We start from the raw sequence: 23,457 nt of genomic DNA, 5'->3' as shown, positions 1-23,457 counted from the left end.
TCAGGCCCTTTCATCCTTGGCAGTCTCGTCGATCGCCTTGCCGGGCCCGCCGGGCAGATGGCCGAAGACATGCGGCATGCACTGCCGATTGAACCAGGAAAGATTGACCGGCTCGCCCGACAAGGCGCGTTTGACCAGCGGAACGGATTGCTCGCCGATGAGGATGCCAAGCAATCCTATCAGCGCGATGACCGGCGGCGCCGGCGAGCGAACGTTGAGCAGCGCGTAGATGACGCCGACAAGCAGCCCGGCGCCGAGCGAGAGAAGGTACATCTTCATCGCCAACTCCTTCACGGGATAGAGGTGCCGCCGAGGCCGCATCGAGGCGGCCAGAGCGTTAATCTAGAGCGCGGAAACGTTCTGTCAGTGGCCTTCGGACGCGCCGAACATCGACTTGGCGTAGATGATGCCGAGGCCGTAGGCACCGCCGAACTTCTTGGCGATGCCGGTGGTCATGTCGTAGGTCTCGGTGCGCGCCCAGTCGCGCTGCAGTTCGAGCATGTATTGCAGCGCGGTCATCGGCCGCACGCCGGCCTGCACCATGCGATCCATGGCACGCTCGTGCGCCTCGTCGGAAACGTCGCCGCAGGCGTCGGCGATGACATAGACCTCGAAGCCCTGGTCGAGCGCCGAGAGCGTCGGGCCGACGATGCAGACCGAGGTCCACAGGCCGCACATGACGAGCCGCTTCTTGCCGATGCGGTTGACCTCGTCGATCACGGCTGCGTCTTCCCAGGTGTTCATCGATGTCCGGTCGAGAAGCTTCTGACCCGGGAAGGCGTCGGTGATCTCGGAAAACATCGGGCCGGAGAAAGTCTTCTCGGCAACGGTGGTGAGGATCGTCGAAACGCCGAAGCCGGCCGCCGCATGGGCAACCAGCGCCGCGTTGTTGCGCAGGAGAACCGCATCGATCGACTTGGTCGCAAAGGACATCTGCGACTGGAAGTCGATCATGATCAGGGTGTGGTCCCTGGGTGAGACGAGGAGTTTGCCGGGGGTCGCTGTGGCGGACATGGTCGTGACCTCTTGCTGTTGAAATTAAACTCCTTCTGGAGGGCTCCAACTATGCCGCCGACCGGCGACCGGTTCTTGTCGCCAAAGACGGATTTTTGAAAATTTCGCTCGCCATGCCGGAGACAGGCAATCTGATCCGAGCCGCTTGGCCGCACAACCATACTGGCTGGCAGGCCTATGATTGCCGGCTGCGGCGCCACAGGCGGGGCGTGGCCCCCGCTGCCTGCACGAAGGCGCGGGTAAAATGGCTCTGGTCCGAAAAGCCGCAGCTCGTGGCGATTTCGCTGAGCGGCGTCTGGGTGAACTGCAACAGATCCTTGGCCTTCTCGATCCTCTGGTTCAGCAGCCAGCGATAGGGCGTGCTCCCGAGCGTCTCGCGGAACGCCCTGAGGAACGTCGCCTGCGACAGGTTGCAGGTCGCAGCCAGTTCCTCGACGGTCAGCTCGCCGTCGAGGCGATCGCGCACGAGATCGCGGATCTTCGCCTGGCAGCGCTGCGACAATCGCCGGCCGCCGGCAGCCGCATCGCCGCGACCGTTGCCGTACTGGCGCACCACATGCATGCCGATCGCCACCGAGAGCTGATCAACGAAGAGCGCGCTGCGGTCCGTGCGTCCGTCGACACGCGCAAACAGGGCGCACAACAAGCCGCCAAGGACCGGGTCGGCGGGGCCGGCAAGCGAGCGCAATTCGCTGACACCTGCCAGATTTGCGGCATCGGCAATGCGGTCGAGCCCGCCACGACCGATCTCGAGCAAGGCGAAGTCAAAGGATCCGCTCAGGTCCGCCTTGTAGTCGTCGGCGAAATTTCTGACATAGATGGAACTGGACGCAAACTCCTGGATCGTCGAATGATGCGCGCCATGAACGCGACGCTTGTGCCCTCCGGCAAGCGACAGTCCGATCAGGTATCCGCGTCCATTGGCGGGCGTGGCGACCCTGTCGGGCGGCCCAAGAGCTGACCGCTTGCGATAGAAGACCATGTCGCGGCCTTCGATCATCCGGTCGTCGTCGAGACGATCGAGCGAGCATCCGAGACTGTCGCGTGGCTGCGTTCCAACCGGGGCAGCGGAGGCATCCATGTTCGTCTTCGCTCCTTGATGTCGAAACCAACCTGCCGTCGCCGGTGTCCCCGTCAAACCGCACGCGTCGGGAAAGACGAGCGGAATGCGGTGCGCATGCGAAGCCTCGGCGTCGTTCACTCTGACCCGCCGGATCGTCTGCTGCGAGCACCCGTATCATCGCCCGGGCGACCGCATCTTTCTTGCACGTTCGTCAGGTGTTTTGAAGAATTTGACGGAGGGCGCGCCCTCTCCACACCCTATTGCGGCGGTCGATCGGCGGCGACGCCAAGGGGCCGGCTTCTGCGCCTGAAGCGCGCGGGCGTCTCGCCCGTGTGGCTCGTGAAAACCCGGGTCATGTGGCTCTGGTCGGCAAAGCCGCAGCTGATCGCGATTTCGGCAAGCGAGACGTCCTGCGACAGGCACTCCTTGACGCGAGCGACACGATACCCGGTGAGCCACTTCGAAGGCGTGCACCCAAAACTTTCCTTGAACGCCTTGTTGAAGTAGCTGCGCGACAGCTGGCATCGGGCAGCCAGGTCGCCGACGGAAAAGGCGGTGTTGAAGGATGCGACCAGAAACTCGGTCGCCAGCTTTTCCTGCCAGGGCGCGAGTGTGCCCTTTCTGTCGACGGGAAAATGCAGCCCGCCATAGGTCTGGCTGAGATGGGCGAGCGCGGCCAGATTGATCTGCTCGATGAAGAGCCGGTTGGCGTTCTCGGGCTCGTCGAGCGATGGCAGCAATGCCTGGGCTAGGCCGAACATGACGGGGTCGGCTCGCCCCCTGACCGGCGACAGCGACACGTATTCGCCCCGCCCCGTCCCCTCGGCAAAGGCGCGCATCGAGGCGAAAGGGATCTCGAAGCGGACATTGTCGAAGGGAGAGAGATGGTGGCATCGCCATTGGTCGCGAAGATCGGTGATCGCGATCGAGGCCTTCGAGTCTCCGCCCTCGAAGACGAGTTCTCCACGGCGCCACAGCCGATGCGCCTCGAAGTCACGCATCTCGACGACAACGTTGAAGGCGTCCGAAACCGGCATCTCCGGCGCGACCTCCAGGTCGAAACGATCGGAAAAGGTCCGTGTGACCGTTATGTCGCCGGCGCTGATCGACCGGACCGTGGGGCCTGGCGTACGATCGACTGTGTTCAATGCATCAAGCAAGGCCATCGGACGCCATCTCCCGCTTTGCTGCACCGGCTGGAACAGTGCCGCGGATGCTACAACGGCCGGCCGTCGTGAAACAGCGGCAATTCGTTGACGTTGCGTCAAGGACAAGAGCCGCATCCATCATTGCAGCCAGCGCGCCCGCCAAGCGGAAGGCGAGACGCCAGCTACCGCACGAAACGCGTCCGCGAAGCGCTCCTCGTCCGCAAAGCCGCATCGGCGCGCGATATCGGCGAGCGTTCCATCGCCCGCGATAAGATAGCGCTTGGCGCGCCCGATCCGATACCGCATCAGCCATTGCTGCGGCGTCCCGCCGGCGACCGCCTGGAATCCCGCAATGAAATCGTCCTGCGGCACGCCGGCGGCGGCCGCCGCAGCGGCGGACGGGAAATCCTCGTTCCAATGATCGATCATGAAGTCCTTCGCAGCCTTCTCCTGCCACACGGACAGAGCGCTTTCGCCCGAGCCAGTCGGCCTTTGCGGATAGGCATGCAGGAGATGCGCGCAGATGGCGATGGCGATATGGCGCATTACAGGATCGGCGTCACCGTTGTCTGCTGCAAAGAGCGGCAGCAGAGCCTGCGCCAGGTTCAGCATCACCTCGTCGATTTCACCACGGCGGCAGCGCAGGCTGGTCAGCGTCGGGGCGTTCGAATACCCGGCCACTTCGCGAAACAGCGCCCGCGGCAGACGAAAGCCAAGCGAATCGAGATCGCTGACGAGCCGCACGCTGGCGCCTTGCGCCAGATCGACAAGGCAGATCGACCCCTGCCTGTAGCGCCGCACTTCCCCGCTGCCGCCGTCGGGCAACACGTCGCAATGCGCGGCGTCGTCAAAATAGAACATCAGGAAATAGGCATCGTCGGCAGGCAAGGACACCAGGCGACCCGGCGCCCCGTTCAGCCGGCACTGCAGCCGCGTTACCGAAAAGCGGGCGTCGCGGACGGGGTGCGCGACGAGAAACGGAGCGCTCGGCTCGCCGAAGCATGCTCCAACACCGTTTGGCTCTGTCATTGTCTTTCCACCCTCGCCTTCGGGCGATGGAGCACGTTGTTGCGGCGGACCGCTTCGACACAGGGGCGAAAGCCGCCCCGTCTACCGCGCAGGCTGCCGTTGATCGAGAGGAAACATGCCGACAGCGGCCGTCGATTTCTTGTACCTTTTGCTCACATTTGGCCCGAAACGACTGCGTCGACGAAAACGCATGCCGGCGTGGCAGAGCCTGAAATGCCGCGGGCCGCGTCGTTGACGCGGCCCGCGATCGGTTTTTACTGCGCCGTCGCTTCGAGATCGACCTTGTCGAGCAGAAGCGCCGGGTTCTCCGCCGCCCCCATCAATTCGAGGGCTCCGATACCGGCCGGCTCCTTGGCCTTGACCGTCAGCGTGAAGGTGCCGGGCTTGCTGATGAACTGGGTCAGCGCGGTCGCCGCTTCCTGCAGCTTCGGCTGGGTCGCCGCGAAATGCTGCACGCCGGCGCTGGTCATCAGCACGAGCAGGCCGCGAACGCTGTCCTCGGTCATGTGGTTTTCCTCAGCGTAGAGCTTGATGCCCTTGGCGAGGATGCCCTTGTCTTCCAGCGTGAGTTTCGCCTCCCGCGCGGTCAGGCCAAAGAGCCCGATCTGCGCGGCGTTCAGATCGCCGGAGAAGAAGTCCTTCGAAACGCCACCCATCAGGCCTGCGAAGGAGAAGCTGCCCATGTCCTTGCCAGCAAGCGAGATCTCCTTGATGACAAGGTTCTCGTTGGGCTCATCCCACGACAGTTCGACGTTGGAGGAGAAGACCAGCTTGTCGAGACCGATCTTGCGCAGCGTCTTGAAGCCCTCTTCCTGCGTGTCCGCGGGGATCGGAACGCTGAGGTCGCGATAGCTGACGCGGACATCGGTCGGAATGCCGTTGCGCGGCTTCGTCAGCGCGATTTCGTAGGTGTCGAGCGTGAAACGAACGCGTTCCGGAACGGCCGGAACGGCCGACTGCTCTACCGGCGCCTCGGCCATGGGGTCTTCCGCAACTTCACCGGCGATCTCCGCGTCGCTGGCGGCGTCGCCGTCGGTCGCTTCATCCGCTGACTGCTCTGCAGGCGCCTCGGCCATCGGCTCTGTCGCATTGCCGGGGACCGCCGCGTCGCTGGCGGCTTCGCCGTCAGTCGCCTCACCCGGCACCTGTTCGGCTTCCGGCACCTGCTCGGCTTCCGGCGCCTGTTCGGCGCTGACCGACGGGTCGGCTTCGGTTTCGGTCGTGCTCTGGTCGTCCTCGACGGTTTCGCTGTCCGTCACGGCCGCCGGGTCGGTGCCGGGCATGTCCACGTCGAGCCCGGCGATCCGGATCGTGCCGAATTCCGGCATCAGCGTTGTGTAGGGGAAGGTTTCGAATTCCTCCTCCTTCAGGCCCGCAAGCTTCGTCAGTGCTTCCATGGTCGGAGCCCAGGAGAAGCCCTTGATGCTGGCTTCGGCAAACTTGAAGTAATCGGTCCCCTCGCCCGCGGTGACACCGTTCATCGTGCCGTCGAAGCTGCGGCCGTTAAGCTGGAACGACATCTTGTCGACGGCGAGCTTCACGAGCTTGCCCTCGGCGCTGTCCTGCTCCGGCACTTCCATCTTCAGGCCGAGCAGTTCCATGTCGCCCTTTGCCAGCATGTCGGCCAACGAAAGGATGCGCTTGAAGAATGCCTGGCGTTCCGCCGGCGGCAGGGCTTCCGGATCGCTGACCGCCTGGAGCTGCTCGAGCGTTTCGAGAAGCGGCTCGGTCGGCATGCGGACGCTGAGGCCGCTGCTGCGCACTTCGTCATAGCCGAAGCGCGACTTGCTATCGGAGAAGGCGAGATTCTTCACCGAGATCGGGCCGTAGAGCAGCTTCGGCTCCTTGTCTTCAGGACCGGCCTTCTGCGTGTAGATGCGGGCCATGTAGGCGACATCGAAGCGCTCGCCTGAGACGGCGCCCATGGTGCCGTCCATCTTTTCCCGCTTCGTCGCGCCTTCGCCATCGGGAACGTCCATGGAAAAAGCGAAAGTGGCAGCGCTCGCCGAGTAGCGTGCCACCTGACCGCCGGCGATATCCTCGAGCCGGACATCCTTGTAGACCGTCTTCTGCTCGGAGCCGGCAACGTTCTGAACAACGGCAACCTCGGGCGCGGAGACCTGTTTTGCCGCGAAGCGCTCGATGCGCTTCAAAAGGTCCGTCTTTTCGCCGCTCGCCGTCAGGCCGGCTGCGAAAAAGTCGGGATCTTCCAGCGTCGCCGCAGGCACGGACAGCTTGGCCGCCTTCAGGTCGAGCTCGAGGCCCTTCACGTCGAGCTTGCCGCTCAGCGAGAAGATCTTCGGGCGCCCGTCGATCGCCGCGATGCGCGCACTGACGCCGTCGGCGAAGGGCAGCGTGACGTCGCGCAGGTGGATGCGTCCGAAGAAATCCGCCTCGACCGAGCCGGCCTTGCCGCCGCGTTCGGCGATGAAGGTTCCGACCGCCTTTTCAAGCATGAACTTGCCGCCGACCACACCGGCGGCTGCGATCGCGATCACCGCGACTGCAGCCCAGAGCGCCTTGCGGCGGCCACTGCCGGTTTTCGTATCTGTCTCAGCCACGATATCTGTCCTTTCGTCACACGAAAAATGAAACGCTCTTGAGTCGTTGCGGTGTGACTAACCATTGGCGCTTTCTTCCGCAAGTTTGACGTGAGTGCAGTGCAACAATTTTCTTGTATCGGCTGCAATCGGGAAACGCTCGCGCGTCATCAAAGATGCATGGATGGCTGCAAGCATGCGCCTGCGGGACCGCGTCCATTAGCGATAGGATCGCCTTATCGCCGCAATCAGGAAATCCAACTTAAATTAATGGAACCACTTTGATAGAGTCCGCGGCACAATGAGGGAGACGCAGCCAGTGGCGATACCGCTTCGCGGAACGACAACCACCGACGGCACAAGAGATGCCGGGCCGTGGGCTTGGCTGGGCGCCTGCGCGCGCCTCGCGCTTTTCCTCTGATCCGCCCCGAATTCACGCCATCTTGAAGGGAGATAAAAATGGACGCGAAAGCCGAAAAAACGGGCAAATGTCCCGTCATGCACGGAGCCCAGACGAGTGCTCAGTCGCCCGGCACCTCAAACCGCGACTGGTGGCCGAACCAGCTCAACCTGAAGATCCTGCACCAGAACTCCTCGCTGTCCGATCCGATGGGCGAAGCCTTCGACTACACCGAGGCGTTCAAGAAGCTCGACCTTGAGGCGCTGAAGAACGACCTCACTGCGCTGATGACCGATTCGCAGGACTGGTGGCCGGCCGACTTCGGACATTACGGCCCGCTCTTCATCCGCATGGCCTGGCATAGCGCCGGCACCTACCGCACCGGTGACGGCCGCGGCGGCGCAGGTGCCGGACAGCAGCGCTTTGCGCCGCTCAACAGCTGGCCGGACAATGTCAATCTCGACAAGGCGCGCCGCCTCCTCTGGCCGATCAAGCAGAAATACGGCAACAGCATTTCCTGGGCCGACCTGATGATCCTCACCGGAAACGTCGCGCTCGAATCGATGGGCTTCAAGACCTTTGGCTTTGCCGGCGGACGCCCTGACGTCTGGGAGCCGGAAGAAGACATCTACTGGGGCACCGAGAAGACCTGGCTCGACGACAAGCGCTATTCCGGCGATCGGGATCTCGAAAACCCGCTCGCTGCCGTGCAGATGGGCCTGATCTACGTCAACCCGGAAGGCCCGAACGGCAATCCGGATCCGCTCGCCGCCGCCCGCGACATCCGCGAGACCTTCGCGCGCATGGCGATGAACGACGAGGAAACCGTGGCGCTGATCGCCGGTGGCCACACCTTCGGCAAGACCCACGGCGCCGGTGATGCCGCCAATGTCGGCCGCGAGCCGGAAGGTGCCGGCATCGAGGAACAGGGCCTCGGCTGGGCGAGCACCTACGGCAGCGGCCGTGGCGGCGACACCATCAGCAGCGGCCTCGAAGTCACCTGGACGACCACGCCGACCAGGTGGAGCAACAACTTCTTCTGGAACCTCTTCGGCTACGAATGGGAGCTGACGAAGAGCCCGGCCGGCGCGCATCAGTGGACCCCGAAGCACGGCATGGGTGCCGGCACCGTGCCGGATGCGCATGACAAGTCCAAGCGCCACGCGCCGTCCATGCTGACGACGGACCTGGCGCTGCGCGTCGACCCGGCCTACGAGAAGATCGCACGGCACTTCTACGAGAACCCGGACGCCTTCGCCGACGCGTTTGCCCGCGCCTGGTACAAGCTCACCCACCGCGACATGGGGCCGCGCGCCCGCTATCTCGGCCCGGAAGTACCGGCCGAAGAACTGATCTGGCAGGATCCGATCCCGGCCGTCGATCATCCCCTCGTCGACGCCAAGGATATCGCCGACCTCAAGGCAAAGATCCTTGCCTCGGGCCTTTCGGTTTCCGAGCTGGTCTCGACCGCCTGGGCGTCGGCCTCGACCTTCCGTGGTTCGGACAAGCGCGGCGGCGCCAACGGCGCGCGCATCCGCCTTTCCCCGCAGAAGGATTGGCAGGTCAACCAGCCGGCGCAGCTTGCGAAGGTTCTGGAGACGCTTGAAGGCATCCAGCGCGCCTTCAACGACGCGCAGTCCGGCGGCAAGAAAGTGTCGCTTGCCGACCTGATCGTGCTTGGCGGCGGCGCCGCCGTCGAAAAGGCGGCGAAAGCGGCCGGCCACGACATCGAGGTTGCCTTCGCGCCGGGCCGCATGGATGCCTCGCAGGAGCAGACCGATGTCGAGTCCTTCGCGGTCCTCGAGCCGATCACCGACGGTTTCCGCAACTACCAGCGGGCCCAGTACGCCGTCTCGCCGGAAGAGCTGCTGATCGACAGGGCGCAGCTCCTGACGCTGACTGCGCCGGAAATGACCGTGCTCGTCGGGGGTCTGCGCGTCCTCGGCGCGAACCACGGCCAGACCGCGCACGGCGTCTTCACCGATCGCCCGGAAACGCTCAGCAACGACTTCTTCGTCAACCTGCTCGACATGGGCACGGCCTGGACGGCGACCTCGGAGGCGAAGGATGTCTTTGAAGGGCGCGACCGCAAGACCGGCGACGTCAAGCGGACTGCCACCCGAGTCGATCTCGTCTTCGGTTCGAACTCGCAGCTTCGCGCGATCGCCGAAGTCTACGGCCAGTCGGATGCCAAGGCGAAGTTCGTGCGTGACTTCGTCGCCGCCTGGAACAAGGTGATGAACGCCGACCGTTTCGATCTCGTTTGACGGGGCCGATCCACTCGTAATACCGATTCGGGTCCCGGCATCGCACCGGGGCCCGTCTGCCCGACGCTCCAAGCCGTCACCTAAGGTTGCAGAACCGACCTGCCAATTGTGACGGCTCGGCACACGTAAAACGTTCGCCCGCAGGCGACCCCTTCAACCGGAATCCGGCAGAATCAGGCTATCGCCTCCCTCTGGCTTGAGCGGGCGATGTTTCGGCAAATCATTGCTTTTGTAACAAGTTCTCCTTGAAACCGCCATCAGCCGGCGTTTGCGTTATCTTTTCAAGCCTTCGCTGAAATCAACCAATGATTGCGTGACTTGGCAGGGATAACATGTTCTGATTTCAACGCACTGCCAAGGCGACTGAAGTCATCTCCGGCTGTTTCGTTCAGGGGAAACGTTGCATGCGTTCGAGAATTCCTGCCCTCTCACTCTCATCAGCATTGCTTGTCGCGATCGGGCTTTCCGCGCAAACGGCATTCGCGCAACAGGCGCCGGCCGTGGTCGTGGCTCCAGCCACGATCATGGACCTGCGCGAAAGCGTGGATCTGACAGGCAAGGTCACGGCAATCCAGAAGGTCGACATTCGCGCCCGCGTCTCGGGTTTCCTCGAAGCGGTCAACTTCACCGAAGGGCAGAAGGTCACGGCCGGGACGGAACTCTACCGGGTCGAAGACGGCGCCTACCGCGCCGCCGTGCAGGAGATCGAAGGGCAGATCGAGGCGGCCGAAGCCGCCAAGGAATTCGCGATCCTCGAGCGCGACCGCGCCGAGCAGCTCCTCACCAGCAGGACGATCAGCCAAGCCAAGGTCGACGAAGCGCACGCGCAGGTCAGGAAAACCGAAGGCGACCTGATCCGACTGAAGGGCAGCAAGGACAACGCCGACCTCAACCTCTCCTATACCAAGATCACCGCGCCCTTCGACGGCATCGTCGGCCTGACGGCGGCCGATGTCGGCGCCCTCGTCGGCCCGGATAGCGGCTCGCTCGTGACGCTGACCCGGCTCGACCCGATCTATGTCCAGTTTCCGGTCGCCACCGCGCTCTATCTCGACTATCGCGAGCGGGTGCTGAAGGGCGAGATCAGCGGCGGCGCCAATGTCGCGCTGGGCTTGCCGAACGGCACGGAGTACAAGCAGAAGGGCACGATCAACTTCGTCGCCAGCAACGTTTCGCAAGGGACGGACACGGTGACCGTGCGCGCCGAGTTTCCCAATCCGGACAGCATCCTGCTCGACGGCGCGCTCGTGCGCGTCATGCTCGAACAATCCGACAAGCAGGACGTGCTCGCCATACCGCAACAGGCGGTCCAGCGCGACCAGCAGGGCGCCTTCGTCCTGGTTGTCGATGCCGGTTCCAAGGTGGAGCTTCGCCGTGTCGACGTGGCGCGCAACGCCCGCGGCCAGGCGGTGATCAGCAAGGGCCTCAAGGAAGGCGAGAACGTCATCACCGAGGGCGCCGGCAAGGTTCGCCCGGGCATCACCGTCGATGCCGCCACGGCAGCGGGTGGCTAAGCGATGATTTCAGAGATCTTTATCGATCGCCCGCGCTTCGCGACGGTCATTTCCATCGTGCTGACGCTGGCGGGCCTGCTTGCGCTCACCCGTCTGCCGATTGCCCAGTTTCCCGACATCGTGCCGCCGCAGGTCAGCGTCACGGCCAGCTATCCCGGCGCCGGCGCCGATGTGGTCGAAACCACCGTTGCCCAGCCGATCGAGAGCAAGGTCGTCGGTGTCGACGACATGCTCTACATGAAGTCGACCAGCGGCGCCGATGGCTCCTATACGCTGACCGTCACCTTCGCCGTCGGCACCGATCCTGACATCGCCACCGTCAACGTGCAGAACCGGGTGTCGCTCGCCGAAGCGGGCCTTCCCTCCGAGGTCAAGCAGAGCGGCGTCAGCGTGCGCAAGAAGTCCTCGGCGCTGATGCAGGTGGTCACCATCTATGCCGCCGACGAGAAGCAGGACTTCGACAGCCTGTTTCTCTCCAACTACGCCACGATCAACGTGCTCGACACGATCAAGCGCGTGCCCGGCGTCGGCGACGCCCAGCTCTTCGGCGCGCAGGATTATTCCATGCGCGTCGTGCTCGACATCGACCGGATGACCAGCCTCGACCTGACGCCGACCGATGTGATCAACGCGCTGAAGGCCCAGAACGTCCAGGCCGCCATCGGCCGCATCGGCGCCCAGCCGATGACCGACGACCCGCTGTTCCAATTGAACCTGCAGACGCAAGGGCGCCTTACCGATCCCAAGCAGTTCGAGGACGTGGTCCTGCGTGCACGGCCCGACGGCTCCTTTGTGCGCATCCGCGATGTCGCGCGTGTAGACCTCGGCGCCGCAAGCTCGGACAGCAACGCCCGGATCAACGGCAAGCCGGTCGCCATGATCGGCACCTACCAGGCGCCCGGCGCCAACGCCCTTGCCGCCGCCAGGGGCGTGCAGGAGGCGATGGAGCGATTGTCGAAATCCTTCCCGCCGGGCCTGACCTATTCGGTCGCCTACGACACCGCACAGTTCGTCGAAGCCAGCGTCGACAACGTCGAAGAGACGCTGCTTGAAGCCTTCGTCCTCGTCATCATCATCGTCTTCCTGTTCCTCGGGAACTGGCGGGCGACGCTGATCCCGCTCGTCGCCGTTCCCGTCGCGCTCATCGGCACCTTCGCCGTGCTGCTCGCCATGGGCTTCTCGCTCAACACCGTGTCGCTGCTCGCCATGGTGCTGGCGATCGGCATCGTCGTCGACGACGCGATCGTGGTGGTCGAGAATGTCGAGCGTGTGATGGAGGAAAATCCCGGTCTCTCGGCTGCGGAAGCGGCAAGACGCGCCATGGGTGAAATCACCGGCGCCATCGTCGCCATCACGCTCGTGCTGCTCTCCGTTTTCGTGCCCGTCGCCTTCATCCCGGGTCTTAGCGGCCAGCTTTTCCAGCAGTTCGCCGTCGCCGTTTCGGTGTCGATGGTGATCTCGGCAATCAACGCACTGACGCTGAGCCCGGCGCTCTGCGCGGTGCTCTTGAAACCCCATCACGGACCCAAGCGCGGCATCCTCGGCTATATCTCGCGGACCATCGACAAGGGGCGCGACGGCTATGCCTTCGTCGCCGGGCACATCGCCCGCCGCGCGATCATCGGCCTGGCATTGCTCGCCGTCGCCTTCGTCGCCACGGGCTTCCTCTTCAAGGTCGTGCCGACCGGCTTCCTGCCGGCGGAAGACCAGGGCGCATTCTTCACCGAAATCCGCCTGCCGGAAGGCGCCTCCTACAACCGCACCGACGAAGTCGTGAAACAGGTCGAGACGATGCTGGGCGGCATCGAGGGCGTTGCCAACGTCATCACCGTCACCGGCTACTCCTTCCTCGACGGCCTTTCCAAGTCCAACTCGGCCTTCGCCATCGTCACGATGAAACCCTTTGCGGAGCGCCTGAGCGATGCGGCCGGCGTCGAAGCGGCAATCCGCACCGCCATGGTCAAGGGTCAAGCGATCCGCGGCGCGCAGATCTTCGCCTTCAACCTGCCACCGATCATGGGCCTCGGCACCGGCTCGGGCTTCGAGTACCAGTTGCTCGACCTGCAGGGCCGTTCGGTCGCCGACCTTTCGGCAACGGCGGGCGGGCTGATCATCGCCGCCAACCAGAACCCGGCGCTGGGGCCGACCTTCACCACCTATTCGGCGAGTTCCCCGCAGCTCTATCTCGACATCGACCGTGACCGCCTGCAGGCACTCGGCGTTTCGGTGAGCGACCTCTTTACCACGCTGCAGGGCACGCTCGGCAGCTATTACGTCAACGACTTCAACCTGTTCGGCCGCACCTGGAAAGTGACGATGCAGGCGGCGCAAGCCGACCGCAACGCGGTGGACGACATCCAGCGCCTCCACGTACGCAATACGAACGGCGACATGGTGCCGGTCGCCTCGGTCGCCAAGGTCGATTACATCGTCGGTCCGCAATCGATCGTGCGCTACAACAACTATCGCTCGATCACGCTGAACGGCCAGCCGGCCGCCGGCCATTCCTCGGGCGAGGCGCTTGCCGCGATGGAAGCGCTGTCTGCCTCGACCCTGCCACCCGGCTATAGCTACGAATGGACGGGCACGGCGCTGCAGGAACTGGAGGCGGCCGGCAAGACCACCGCGATCCTGGCGATGGCCGTGCTCTTCGCCTACCTCTTCCTCGTGGCGCTCTACGAAAGCTGGACGATCCCCGTGCCGGTGCTCTTGTCGGTCGCCTTCGGGGTGTCGGGCGCGCTGCTTTCGGTGCTTGTCGCCGGGCTTTCCTTCGACATCTACGCCCAGATCGGCCTCGTCGTGCTGATCGCGCTCGCCTCCAAGAACGCGATCCTGATCGTCGAGTTCGCCAAGGCGCACCGCGAGGCCGGCGCAAGCATCGTCGATGCGGCGATCGAAGGCGCACGCGCCCGTTTCCGCGCCGTGATGATGACGAGCTTCGCCTTCATCGTCGGCCTGGTGCCGCTGGTGATCGCCAAGGGCGCCGGCGAACTCAGCCGCCGTGCGGTCGGCACCGGCGTTGCCGGCGGCATGCTTGCCGCAGCGCTCGTCGGCATCTTCGTCATCCCGGCGCTCTACGTCGCCTTCCAGTGGCTGCGCGAACGCGGCCACAAGCTCGCCGGCATCTCCCGGCATCCGGCCGTCGAGAGCGATGCGGTTGAAGGCAAGGTCGAGACGCCGGCCGGGCACTGACGGCCGGTCGCTTTCAACGCGAGAGGGAGAGACCTGCTCGTCGCGGTTCCGGCTGGTCCGCGACGAGGCACCGGCGGCGGACGGCGCCGCTCCTGCGGCGACCTTCAGGCAGGAACGGGCGACAGGCGGATCCCGTGCTCGGCGAAGTACGTTTCCACGGTTTCGGGCATCGCCGGTTCGGCAACCAGCGCCACATAGGTGTCCGGGCGCAGCAGATAGGCGGCGTCCCGCGCCAGGCCGGCGGCCGCCTGCTGCTCGCCCCACGGGAAGACGTGAAGCGGCATGTGCTTGGCCGCGCACCACGCTCTTATGTCGTTGCGCACTTCGCCATAGACATGCACCTGCCAGGCAATGGCTGCAAGCGAAGCGTAGTTGTCGAGGCCATTGACGCGTAGCCAGGGCAGCCGATCGCCGCCCTGCACCCGGCCATGCGCACCCCGGCTCAAGGGGCCGCCGCGATAATTGAGCTGCGTCTGCGACAGAATGCGGAACAGGAATTCTCTGACACCGCCGACGCGGTAGGCGATGCCTGCCAGACCGGGCGCGACATGGACGCGCAGAAAATCTGCGACGCCGCCTTCCGCCGTCACGAACGTGAACAGCCGGTCGGTGGTTTCGACGAGCTGGCGGGCAAACGCGATCCGTTCGCTTTCATAGCTGTCGAGCAGGCCGTCCGGCGCCTGCCCCTTCAGCACGGCTGCGAGCTTCCACGCAAGATTGACCGCGTCACCGATGCCGGTGTTCATGCCCTGACCGCCGACCGGACTGTGCACATGCGCGGCGTCGCCGAGCAGAAACACACGCCCGGACCTGAAGCGACCGGCAACGCGATGGTGGACCCGGTAGGTGGAGAACCAGTTGACCTTGTCGACAGTGAGCCGCAGGCTTTCGATGGCGCGATGGCTCACATCCGCGAAGCTGAGCCCCTCTGCATCCTCCCGCTTCTCCCGCACGAGACCGATGAGGCGGCCCCGGCCCTCGGCGTAGGCAAGCAGGGCGACGAAATCGCCTGTTTCGAGCGAGATATGGACTTCCCCATTGGCCGCCGGGCCACGCGCTTCAACGTCCGCGACGTAGAAGGTCTGGTCGTAGGTTCCCCCGGAAAAATCGACCTCCAGACCGTGCCGGACCGGCGAGCGCGCACCGTCGCATCCGGCGAGATACTGCGCCGCACACACTTGCGACCTGCCGTCGGGCAATCGCAGGTGCGCACTCACCCCGGCGCCGTCGTGCTCGAAATCAACAAGCTCGGTCTGTCGCTCGACCTTGACGCCCAGGGCCTCCAGTCGGGCCTCGAGCAGCCGTTCGTGATGGTCCTGCGGGTAGACAAGAACGAAGGGGTAGGGCGTAAACTTAGCGCCGGTCGGGCTGAAGGAAATTCGCGCCCTGACCCTGCCCTTTGCCCAGAGGTTGACCGAGGGGTTGCGGCGGCCCGCTTCGACCACGGCGTCGGCCAGATCAAGCTGCCGGTAAAGCTCGAGCGTTCGCGCATGCACCACCATCGCCCGCGAGGTCGGGCCGGGAGCCGCATTTTTGTCGATGATACGGACCCTCACACCCTGGGCCGTCAGCCAGAGACCAAGCACAAGGCCGGTCGGTCCCGCCCCGACGATCAGAACGTCCTGTTCCGACACCTGCCCTCTCCGCTCGCTCCGGCTCCAACCTCGCCGCATCGCCCTTTGGCTTCCTCGCCAGCCTACGCCCACATGACCGGTGAAGCCAAGCAGCACGTGCCGCCTGATGCACTCGTCGGCGGGTCAGCCATGCTTCTTCAGGTTTGCGATCAATTGCTGCTGGCCGACACGGATCACATGCTCCATCGCAGTTCGCGCACCCTCCTCGTTGCGAAGCCGGATTTCTTCGACGATGCGGATATGCGCGACGGCGACGCGATCGATCTCGGCGCCATCTGTGGCCGCATTGCTCAATCGGAAGATCCCCATCAGCGCCGCCTCGATCAGGCTGCCGACGGTCTGCATGAACGGATTGAGCGACGCCTCGAGCAGGCGGAGATGGAACTCGAGATCGGCACGCGCCAGCGTCTGCGCGCTATGGCCGGCATCGCCCATGGCGACGGCCAGCCGCATCATCTGGGAAATGTCGGCGTCGGTGGCGCGCCGGGCCGCCAGGCCGGCCGCATAGGGTTCGAGCGCCAGGCGAACCTCGCTGACATGGCGAAGAAACGCCTCATCGACACCGGCCCGGAAATGCCAGGAAAGCACGTCGCCATCAAACAGGTTCCAGTTCGCCTGCGGCATCACACGGGTGCCGATGCGGGCGCGGGCAACGACAAGCCCCTTGGCAGCGAGCGTCTTCATCGCCTCGCGCAGGACCGTGCGGGAAACGTTGAAGCGCGCCGCGAGCTCGACATCGCCGGGCAGGATGTCTCCGACCGCGAACTCGCCTCCGACCACCGCCTGGCCGAGCTCCTCGACGACGAGCCGGTGGCTCGTGCGTTTGCGCGGCTGTTGGAGGGATGGCCACATCGCGCGACCCTTGCCTCACGCCCGCTGCTGGCGGTGGCGCGAAACGAAGATGATGCCTTTCTGCAGCAGGATGAAAGCAAAGAGCAAAAGGCCGATCAGGATCTTCGTCCACCAGCTCGACAGCGATCCGTCGAAGGTGATGTAGGTCTGGATCAGGCCCTGGATGAGGATGCCGACCAGGGTGCCGGCGACAAAGCCTGAGCCTCCGGTCAGAAGCGTGCCCCCGATGACAACCGCGGTGATCGCGTCCAGCTCGACGCCAACGGCGGCAAGCGAATAGCCCGCCGAGGTGTAGAGCGAGAAGACGATGCCGGACAGTCCCGCAAGCAGGCCCGAAAGGGCGTAGATGCGGATCGTCGTCGCCGCCACCGGAACACCCATCAGCCGCGCCGTCGCCGCACCGCCGCCGAGCGCATAGACGTTGGTGCCGAAGCGCGTGCGGTGCGCGATCAGGATACCGACCGCGAAGACGAGCAGCATCAGCCCGCCGATCAGCGTGATGCGCCCTGCACCCGGCAGCTTGAAGTAGAGACCTTTCAAGGTCGCGTAGAAGGGATGCTTGATCGGAATGCTGTCGATCGACAGCACGAAGGCCATGCCGCGTGCGAGAAACATGCCGGCAAGCGTGACGATGAAAGCCGGCATCTCCAGATAGTGGATGATCGCGCCCATCGCGGCGCCGAAAAGCGTCGCGATCGCAAGAACCATCGCGAAGGCAATCAGCGGGTGGATGCTTGTGTGTTCCAGCACCACGGCCAGAAACACGCCGGTGAAGGCGATGACCGAACCGATCGAAAGATCGATGCCACCGGAGAAGATGACGAAGGTCATGCCGACCGCCGCGATGCCGAGGAAGGCGTTGTCGGTCAAAAGGTTGCCGATCACGCGCGTCGACAGCATGTTCGGATATTGCGCCACACAAAGCGCGTAGCCGAGCAGGAAGATCACGAGCGTTGCAGTGAGCGGAAGATATTTCGGCTTCATTTTGCGGCTCGCTCGCTCGGGTTTCTCGCGCCGCGCGCCGGCACGAGGAAGGCAAAGGCGGTGCGGACGCGCGGCGACTGAAGCACCAGGATGAAGACGATGATCGCGGCCTTGATGATCAGGTTGAACTCCGGCGGGAAGCCGGAGAGCAGAATGCCGGTGTTGATCGCCTGGATGATGATGGCTCCGAGCACCGATGCGGCGATGCTGAAGCGACCGCCGAGCAGCGACGTGCCGCCGACGACGACGGCGAGAATGGCATCGAGCTCCAGCCACAGACCGGCATTGTTGGCGTCGGCACCGCGAATATCGGCCGCGGCGATGATGCCGGCGATGGCGGCACAAAGGCCGCAAAGGACATAGGCCGCGTTCAAGAGCACTGGCGTCAGCACGCCGGAGAGCGTGCTCGCCTGGCGATTGACGCCGATCGCCTCGATCAGCATGCCGAGCGCGGTTCGCCGGACGAGCACCGCGATCAGCATGCCGAAGACCAGCCAGATCACCACCGGCATCGGCAGTCCGGCAAAGGAACCACTGCCGATGAAGATGAGGCCGGGGTCATTGAAGGTCAGGATCGCCCCCTCGGTGATGAGCTGGGCGATACCGCGCCCGGCGACCATCAGCACCAGCGTCGCGATGATCGGCTGGATGTCGAGTACCGCCACCAGCACCCCGTTCCAGAGACCGCAGAGAATACCGACGCCAAGTGTGATCAACAGCGTTGCGGGAACTGAGTGGCCCGAGGTAATCGCAGCGGCTGCAGTCGCGCCGCAGATCGCCATGACCGCGCCGACGGAGAGGTCGATACCCTTGGTGGCGATGACGATGGTCATGCCGATTGCCAGAAGCACGACAGGCGCACCGCGGTTGAGGATGTCGATAAGACTGCCGTAAAGACGGCCATTCTGGATCTCGATGTTGAGGAAGCCGGGAAACACCAGCGATACCGCCATGATGATGAGACCAAGCGCGATCAGTTGCGGCAGCAACCGGTTGAAATAGAGCTTGAAGAACGACGTCAAGACGTCCTCCTTTCATCGGTTGCGGCGATCGCTTCAACGATCTGATCTGCCGTGATCCGGTTCCCGTCGAGTTCGGCGACATGAGCCCGGTCGCGAAGCACGATGACCCGGGTGCTGTAGGCGACCAGTTCTTCGATCTCCGAGGAAACGACGATCAGCGACAGGCCTTTTTCGCGCAGCGCCTCGATCAGTTTGACGATTTCCGCATGGGCGCCGACGTCGATGCCGCGCGTCGGCTCGTCGAGAATCAGGAATTCGGGCTCGGTCGCAAGCCAGCGCGCGAGGATCGCCTTCTGCTGGTTGCCGCCGGACAAGAGCTTGATCGGTTTCTCGCGATCGGCCGTGCGGATATCGAGCGCGCGGATATAGTGGTCTGCCAGCCGGTTCTGCTCCGCCCGCGAGATCGGCCGCGTCCAGCCGCGGCGCGCCTGCAGCGCCAGCACGATGTTTTCGCGCACCGAGAGATCGCCGATAATGCCCGAAGTCTTGCGATCCTCCGGGCAGAAGCCGAAGCGATGGCGGATGGCAGCCCGCGGCGACGCAAGGTCGACCGCACGACCGTCGATCTCGGCCTCGCCGCTGTCGGCACGATGGGCGCCGAAGAGAAGCTCCGCGGTTTCCGTCCGTCCGGAGCCGAGCAGGCCCGCCATGCCGACCACCTCGCCGGCGCGCACATCGAGGTCGAAGGGGCGGACGCGGCCCTTGCGGCCGTAATTGCGGAACCGGTAGCGCAGCGGTCCTTCCTGAACTTCCGCGCGCGGCGCGTGGATTTCCGCCGCCAGTTCACGGCCGATCATCATCGCGATCAGCTCGCGGCGATCGAGACTGCTGGTTTCACGCGTTCCGACGAGCTGCCCGTTCCTGAGCACGGTAATCCGGTCGGAAATCTCATAGACCTGTTCGAGAAAGTGGGTGACGAAGATGATGCCGAGGCCCTTCGCCTTGAGCCGGCGCACGATGCGAAACAGCATCGCCACCTCATGCGCATCGAGGCTCGCCGTCGGCTCGTCGAGGATCAGTACCTTGCCGGAGAGATCGACGGCGCGCGCAATGGCGATGACCTGCTGGATCGCTACCGAATAGCTCGCCAGATCGCGGGTGACGTCCAGGTCGAGTTCGTAGTCTGCAAGCAGATCCCGTGCCCGCCGGTTCATCGCGCGCGCATCGACCATGCCGAAACGGCGCGGCTGGCGCCCGAGGAAAAGGTTCTCGGCGACCGTCAGGTTCGGCAGCAGGTTGACCTCCTGATAGACCGTGCCGATGCCGAGCGCTTGGGCTTCGAACGTGTCGCGCGGATCGACGGGCACGTCATCGAGCAGGATCGTGCCGCCGTCGCGGCGGTAGGCGCCGGTCAGGCATTTGATCAGGGTCGACTTGCCGGCGCCGTTTTCGCCGAGCAGCGCATGAACCTCCCCGCGCCTGAGGTGAAAATCAACCTTGTCGAGGGCTCTGGTTCCCGGGAAGGTCTTTTCGATCCGGACCGCCTGAAGGATGTCGTTACTGGTCTGCATCGATACCGTCTCCGCGATGCTGGTATCTGCCGGACGGGGAAGCACAGCGCCTGCCGCGGCAAGCTGCGTTCTTCGGCCGGAAACTGAAAGAGAGCGTGGCCCGCGCGAGAAGCAGCGCGGGCCACGGCCGACATCAGTAGCCGAGGCCCTTCTTTTCTTCGTAGACCTTCAGCGGTTCGTCGGCCTGAGTGTAAAGTTTCGATTCCGTCTGGATCCACTTCGGTGGCGCCGTGCCATCCTTCTGGTACGCGGCAAGCGCATCGAAAGCGGGACCGGCCATGTTCGGCGTCAACTCGACCGTGGCATTGGCTTCTCCGGCGGCCATCGCCTGGAAGATGTCCGGAACGGCATCGATCGACACGACAAGGATGTCCTTGCCCGGCTTCAGGCCGGCTTCCTTGATCGCCTGGATGGCGCCGACCGCCATGTCGTCGTTATGGGCATAGAGCGCGCAGATGTTCTTGCCGCCGTCCTCGGCCTTGAGGAAGCTTTCCATCACTTCCTTGCCCTTGGTGCGGGTGAAGTCGCCGGTCTGGCTACGGATGATCTTCAGGTTGTCGTGGCCGGATAGCGCCTGTTCGAAGCCCTTCTTGCGGTCGATCGCCGGCGAAGAGCCGGTCGTGCCCTGAAGCTCGACGACGTTGCAGGGCTTGCCCGCCGTCGTGTCGACCAGCCACTTGCCGGCAACATTGCCCTCGTGCACGAGGTCGGAGGTCACCGCCGTCAGGTAAAGGTCCTTCGAGGAATCCACCGTGCGGTCGAGCAGGATGACCGGAATTTCAGCATCCTTGGCTTCCTGCAGCACCTCGTCCCAGCCGGTGGCGACGACCGGCGCCACGAGAATGGCATTCACCCCTTGCGCGATGAACGAGCGGATCGCCTTGATCTGGTTTTCCTGCTTCTGCTGCGCATCAGCGAATTTGAGATCGATCCCGCGCTGTTCGGCCTGCTGCTTGGTCAGCGTCGTCTCGGCAGCGCGCCAGCCGGACTCCGATCCGATCTGCGAAAAGCCGACGACGAGATCGGCCGCCGATGCGCTGCCGAAGGTGCAGGCAGCAAGGATCGTTGCACTCGCAAGTGCCTTGGCGATTTTCATGATTTCCTCCCAAAGAAAGCTGCCTCCACGCAGCCAAGGATCAAAAAATCATATAATATTACTTTTGTAAACGGGCACATTTTATCAGTCGCGCACAAAGGCGCCGAATTTGATCGGAGATCGCGAGGGCCGGGCGCCAGTCCGCCACCGCGCCGCTAACGCAGACCCGGACCTTCAAGAAACCGGCGGCGGAGAAAGTCGACTTGCGCTACGGCGCTAGGCTTTCGCCAGCAGAGTGCCGGCAACGCTCGCGATCATCACGAGGACGACACCGAAGATCTGATTGAGAGCGAGCGCCTGCCCCAGCACGATGAAGCCGGCGCCGGCGCCGATCGCCGGTTCCAGGCTCATCAGGATACCGAAGGCCGACGGCTGCATGCGCCTCAGCGCCATGAATTCGAGCGCGTAGGGAAGCAGCGGCACCAGCATGGCAAGCCCCGCCGTCATCAAGAGCATATCGAAGGAGAAACCGGATTGCACCTGGTGCAGGCCGAACGGCGTTGCGAACAGCGCGGCAAAGAGCAACGAAACGGCAAGCCCCTCCAATCCCTTGAAGCGCTGGCCGGCCTGCTTCATGAGCACGATGTAACCACCCCAGCCGATCGCCGCGCCGAGGGCGAACAGAAGCCCTGGCGTATCCGCCACCCAGGCCGAACCGTCCCAGGAAAGGCAGAGCACGCCGGCAGCGGCGATGACAGGGCAAAGCAGGCGCCAGCCACGACCGCCGAAAACAGCGGCGACAGTCAGGGGACCGAGAAACTCGATCGCCACGGCAAGGCCGAGCGGGATGCGCGCGATCGCCGCAAAGAAACAAAGCGTCATCACCGCCATCGTCGCGCCAAGGGAAAGCGCCGAAAGCCACTGTGCCCGGCTGTATCTGAGGAAAGGAGGCCGGACGAGCAGCAACAGGAAGGCCGCCGCCCAGGAAAGCCGCAACCAGGTCGCGCCGAAGGCTCCGAGGCTTTCCATGGCGGGCTTGGAGAGTGCCGCGCCAAACTGCACGCTCGACATCGAGAGCAGGCAGAAGACGACGGCGAGCGTGACGCGCCCGCTGGCGTCGTCTGTCGCGCCCGGCCCGCTCCACCCGCGATCCGCTGTCGTCTCCGTTTCCGCCATGTCCGTTCTCCTCTTGGGCTTGAACAGACATAGCAATCCCGGCACAATAAAGAACGCTAATAATTGTGATGCTTCCATAAAGGATCATTATATGCATGACCTCGACATCGGCCTTTTGCGCGCCTTCGTCGTGACCGCCGAATGCGGCAGCGTCAGCGGCGCTGCGCAGCGGCTGGCAAGAACGCAAGCGGCCGTCAGCATGCAGTTGCGCCGGTTGGAGGACGACCTCGGCGCCAGGCTCATGAACCGCAATTCACGAGGCATGGACCTGACGGAAGCCGGACATGTGCTGCTGCCCTATGCGCAGAAGATGCTGGGACTGAGCGCCGGCGCGCGCCGCGCGCTTGCCGGGCAGGCTGTCCAGGGACCGATCCGCTTCGGCATGATCGAGGACATCGCCGTCGGCTCGCTGCCGAGGGCGTTGCAACGGTTTGCCGAATGCCATCCGAATGTAGCGCTCGAACTGACCGTGACCGAAAGCACCGTGTTGTCGGAAAAGCTGTCGCAGGGCCAGCTCGACGTCGCGATCGGCGACCCGGCCCTGATCCATGGCGAGCCGATCCTCACCTGGCGGCTGCCGCTCCGGTGGGTTGCGGCGCGCGGTTTCGAACTGCCGGCGGAAGCGCCTCTGCCGCTCGTCACCTTCGACGGGGTCTGCACCTGGCGCCAGAAGATGATCGAGGCGCTGAAGGACGGCGACCGGCCGTGGCGCACCGTGCTGACGAGCGCCAGCCTCTCCTCCATCCAGTCGATGATCGAGGCGGGTCTCGGCATCGCCGTCCTCCTGGATCTCAACATCCGTCCCAACACGATGCGGGTGCTCGGCGCCGATGAGGGCCTGCCGCCCGCCCCGGTGATCGAGCTCGGGCTGTTCGCAGCCGACGATCAGGGTCTTTCATCCCGCCCGATCTCGGCGCTCTGGGCCTTTCTTTGCGACGAACTTCAGGCCCAGGCACTGGCAATCGGCCGCGTAGCCTGACCCCGCGCACGGTTGTGTCGCGCTCGATGAACGAAATAAGTCGCCCAGAGATTGAAAAACCCCAGGCAAAATTTTACTAAATAAAGATTGCGCCGC

Annotated in this window: 17 protein-coding genes; 4 read left to right on the top strand and 13 right to left on the bottom strand. The window is 64.2% G+C overall.

All coding sequences use genetic code 11. The features are described from left to right. The 6 genes from C1A35_RS20290 to C1A35_RS20265 all read right to left on the bottom strand — a co-directional run bounded on the left by C1A35_RS20290 (position 1) and on the right by C1A35_RS20265 (position 6,815). On the bottom strand, positions 1-279 hold the full coding sequence (locus tag C1A35_RS20290) for a XapX domain-containing protein (protein ID WP_104666049.1): 279 nt from the start codon (positions 277-279) through the stop codon (positions 1-3). A gap of 84 nt (positions 280-363) precedes the next feature. After that, positions 364-1,014, bottom strand: a complete 651-nt coding sequence (locus C1A35_RS20285) for a hydrolase (protein ID WP_104666048.1) — start codon at positions 1,012-1,014, stop codon at positions 364-366. Positions 1,015-1,189: 175 nt separating this feature from the next. Beyond that, positions 1,190-2,095 carry an AraC family transcriptional regulator gene (locus C1A35_RS20280; RefSeq protein WP_104666047.1) on the bottom strand — a complete coding sequence of 302 codons (906 nt, stop codon included), beginning with the start codon at positions 2,093-2,095 and terminating at the stop codon, positions 1,190-1,192. 239 nt (positions 2,096-2,334) lie between these two features. Beyond that, a complete protein-coding gene (locus C1A35_RS20275; protein ID WP_104666046.1) occupies positions 2,335-3,243 on the bottom strand; it encodes a helix-turn-helix domain-containing protein in 909 nt (302 codons plus the stop codon). 120 nt (positions 3,244-3,363) lie between these two features. Further along, on the bottom strand, positions 3,364-4,254 hold the full coding sequence (locus C1A35_RS20270) for a helix-turn-helix domain-containing protein (RefSeq protein ID WP_104666045.1): 891 nt from the start codon (positions 4,252-4,254) through the stop codon (positions 3,364-3,366). A gap of 254 nt (positions 4,255-4,508) precedes the next feature. Continuing rightward, a complete protein-coding gene (locus C1A35_RS20265) occupies positions 4,509-6,815 on the bottom strand; it encodes a hypothetical protein (protein ID WP_104666044.1) in 2,307 nt (768 codons plus the stop codon). Positions 6,816-7,253: 438 nt separating this feature from the next. Between C1A35_RS20265 and katG the strand changes: the two genes are divergently transcribed. From katG to C1A35_RS20250, 3 genes are all read left to right on the top strand, one after another. Beyond that, entirely contained in the window at positions 7,254-9,461 is a 2,208-nt protein-coding gene (gene katG, locus C1A35_RS20260; protein WP_104666043.1) for a catalase/peroxidase HPI, read from the top strand. A 404-nt stretch (positions 9,462-9,865) separates the two neighbouring features. Next, complete coding sequence (locus C1A35_RS20255; protein WP_104666042.1) at positions 9,866-10,975, top strand: efflux RND transporter periplasmic adaptor subunit; 1,110 nt, start codon at positions 9,866-9,868, stop codon at positions 10,973-10,975. Between the two features lie 3 nt (positions 10,976-10,978). Further along, positions 10,979-14,167 carry an efflux RND transporter permease subunit gene (locus tag C1A35_RS20250; protein ID WP_104666041.1) on the top strand — a complete coding sequence of 1,063 codons (3,189 nt, stop codon included), beginning with the start codon at positions 10,979-10,981 and terminating at the stop codon, positions 14,165-14,167. A 104-nt stretch (positions 14,168-14,271) separates the two neighbouring features. Here C1A35_RS20250 and C1A35_RS20245 read toward each other — a convergent pair whose 3' ends face one another. From C1A35_RS20245 to C1A35_RS20215, 7 genes are all read right to left on the bottom strand, one after another. After that, a complete protein-coding gene (locus tag C1A35_RS20245) occupies positions 14,272-15,801 on the bottom strand; it encodes an FAD-dependent monooxygenase (protein WP_104666040.1) in 1,530 nt (509 codons plus the stop codon). A gap of 123 nt (positions 15,802-15,924) precedes the next feature. Continuing rightward, the gene (locus C1A35_RS20240; protein WP_104666039.1) at positions 15,925-16,653 is read right to left on the bottom strand and encodes a FadR/GntR family transcriptional regulator; all 729 of its coding nucleotides are present in this window, start codon (positions 16,651-16,653) and stop codon (positions 15,925-15,927) included. Positions 16,654-16,668: 15 nt separating this feature from the next. After that, a complete protein-coding gene (gene yjfF, locus C1A35_RS20235) occupies positions 16,669-17,637 on the bottom strand; it encodes a galactofuranose ABC transporter, permease protein YjfF (protein ID WP_104666038.1) in 969 nt (322 codons plus the stop codon). Beyond that, positions 17,634-18,659 (bottom strand): ABC transporter permease, encoded by a 1,026-nt coding sequence (locus tag C1A35_RS20230; protein WP_234822920.1) that lies wholly within the window; start codon positions 18,657-18,659, stop codon positions 17,634-17,636. The genes yjfF and C1A35_RS20230 overlap by 4 nt, the downstream gene beginning before the upstream one ends. Beyond that, entirely contained in the window at positions 18,656-20,170 is a 1,515-nt protein-coding gene (gene ytfR, locus C1A35_RS20225; RefSeq protein ID WP_104666037.1) for a galactofuranose ABC transporter, ATP-binding protein YtfR, read from the bottom strand. Before ytfR ends, C1A35_RS20230 begins: the two co-directional genes overlap by 4 nt. 133 nt (positions 20,171-20,303) lie before the next feature. After that, a complete protein-coding gene (ytfQ, locus tag C1A35_RS20220; protein ID WP_104666036.1) occupies positions 20,304-21,266 on the bottom strand; it encodes a galactofuranose ABC transporter, galactofuranose-binding protein YtfQ in 963 nt (320 codons plus the stop codon). Between the two features lie 216 nt (positions 21,267-21,482). Next, on the bottom strand, positions 21,483-22,382 hold the full coding sequence (locus C1A35_RS20215) for an EamA family transporter (RefSeq protein ID WP_104666035.1): 900 nt from the start codon (positions 22,380-22,382) through the stop codon (positions 21,483-21,485). 91 nt (positions 22,383-22,473) lie between these two features. Here C1A35_RS20215 and C1A35_RS20210 point away from each other — a divergent pair, with 91 nt between their 5' ends. Beyond that, positions 22,474-23,361: a LysR family transcriptional regulator gene (locus tag C1A35_RS20210; protein ID WP_158665108.1), complete on the top strand. Its 888-nt coding sequence runs from the start codon at positions 22,474-22,476 to the stop codon at positions 23,359-23,361. The last annotated feature ends 96 nt before the right edge of the window (positions 23,362-23,457 follow it).

This window comes from Ensifer adhaerens (assembly GCF_002940685.1).
In the GTDB taxonomy this organism is placed as follows: domain Bacteria; phylum Pseudomonadota; class Alphaproteobacteria; order Rhizobiales; family Rhizobiaceae; genus Ensifer; species Ensifer adhaerens_E.
Note: the sequence above shows the minus strand (reverse complement) of the source record. Positions and strands in the feature narration are given on the sequence as shown.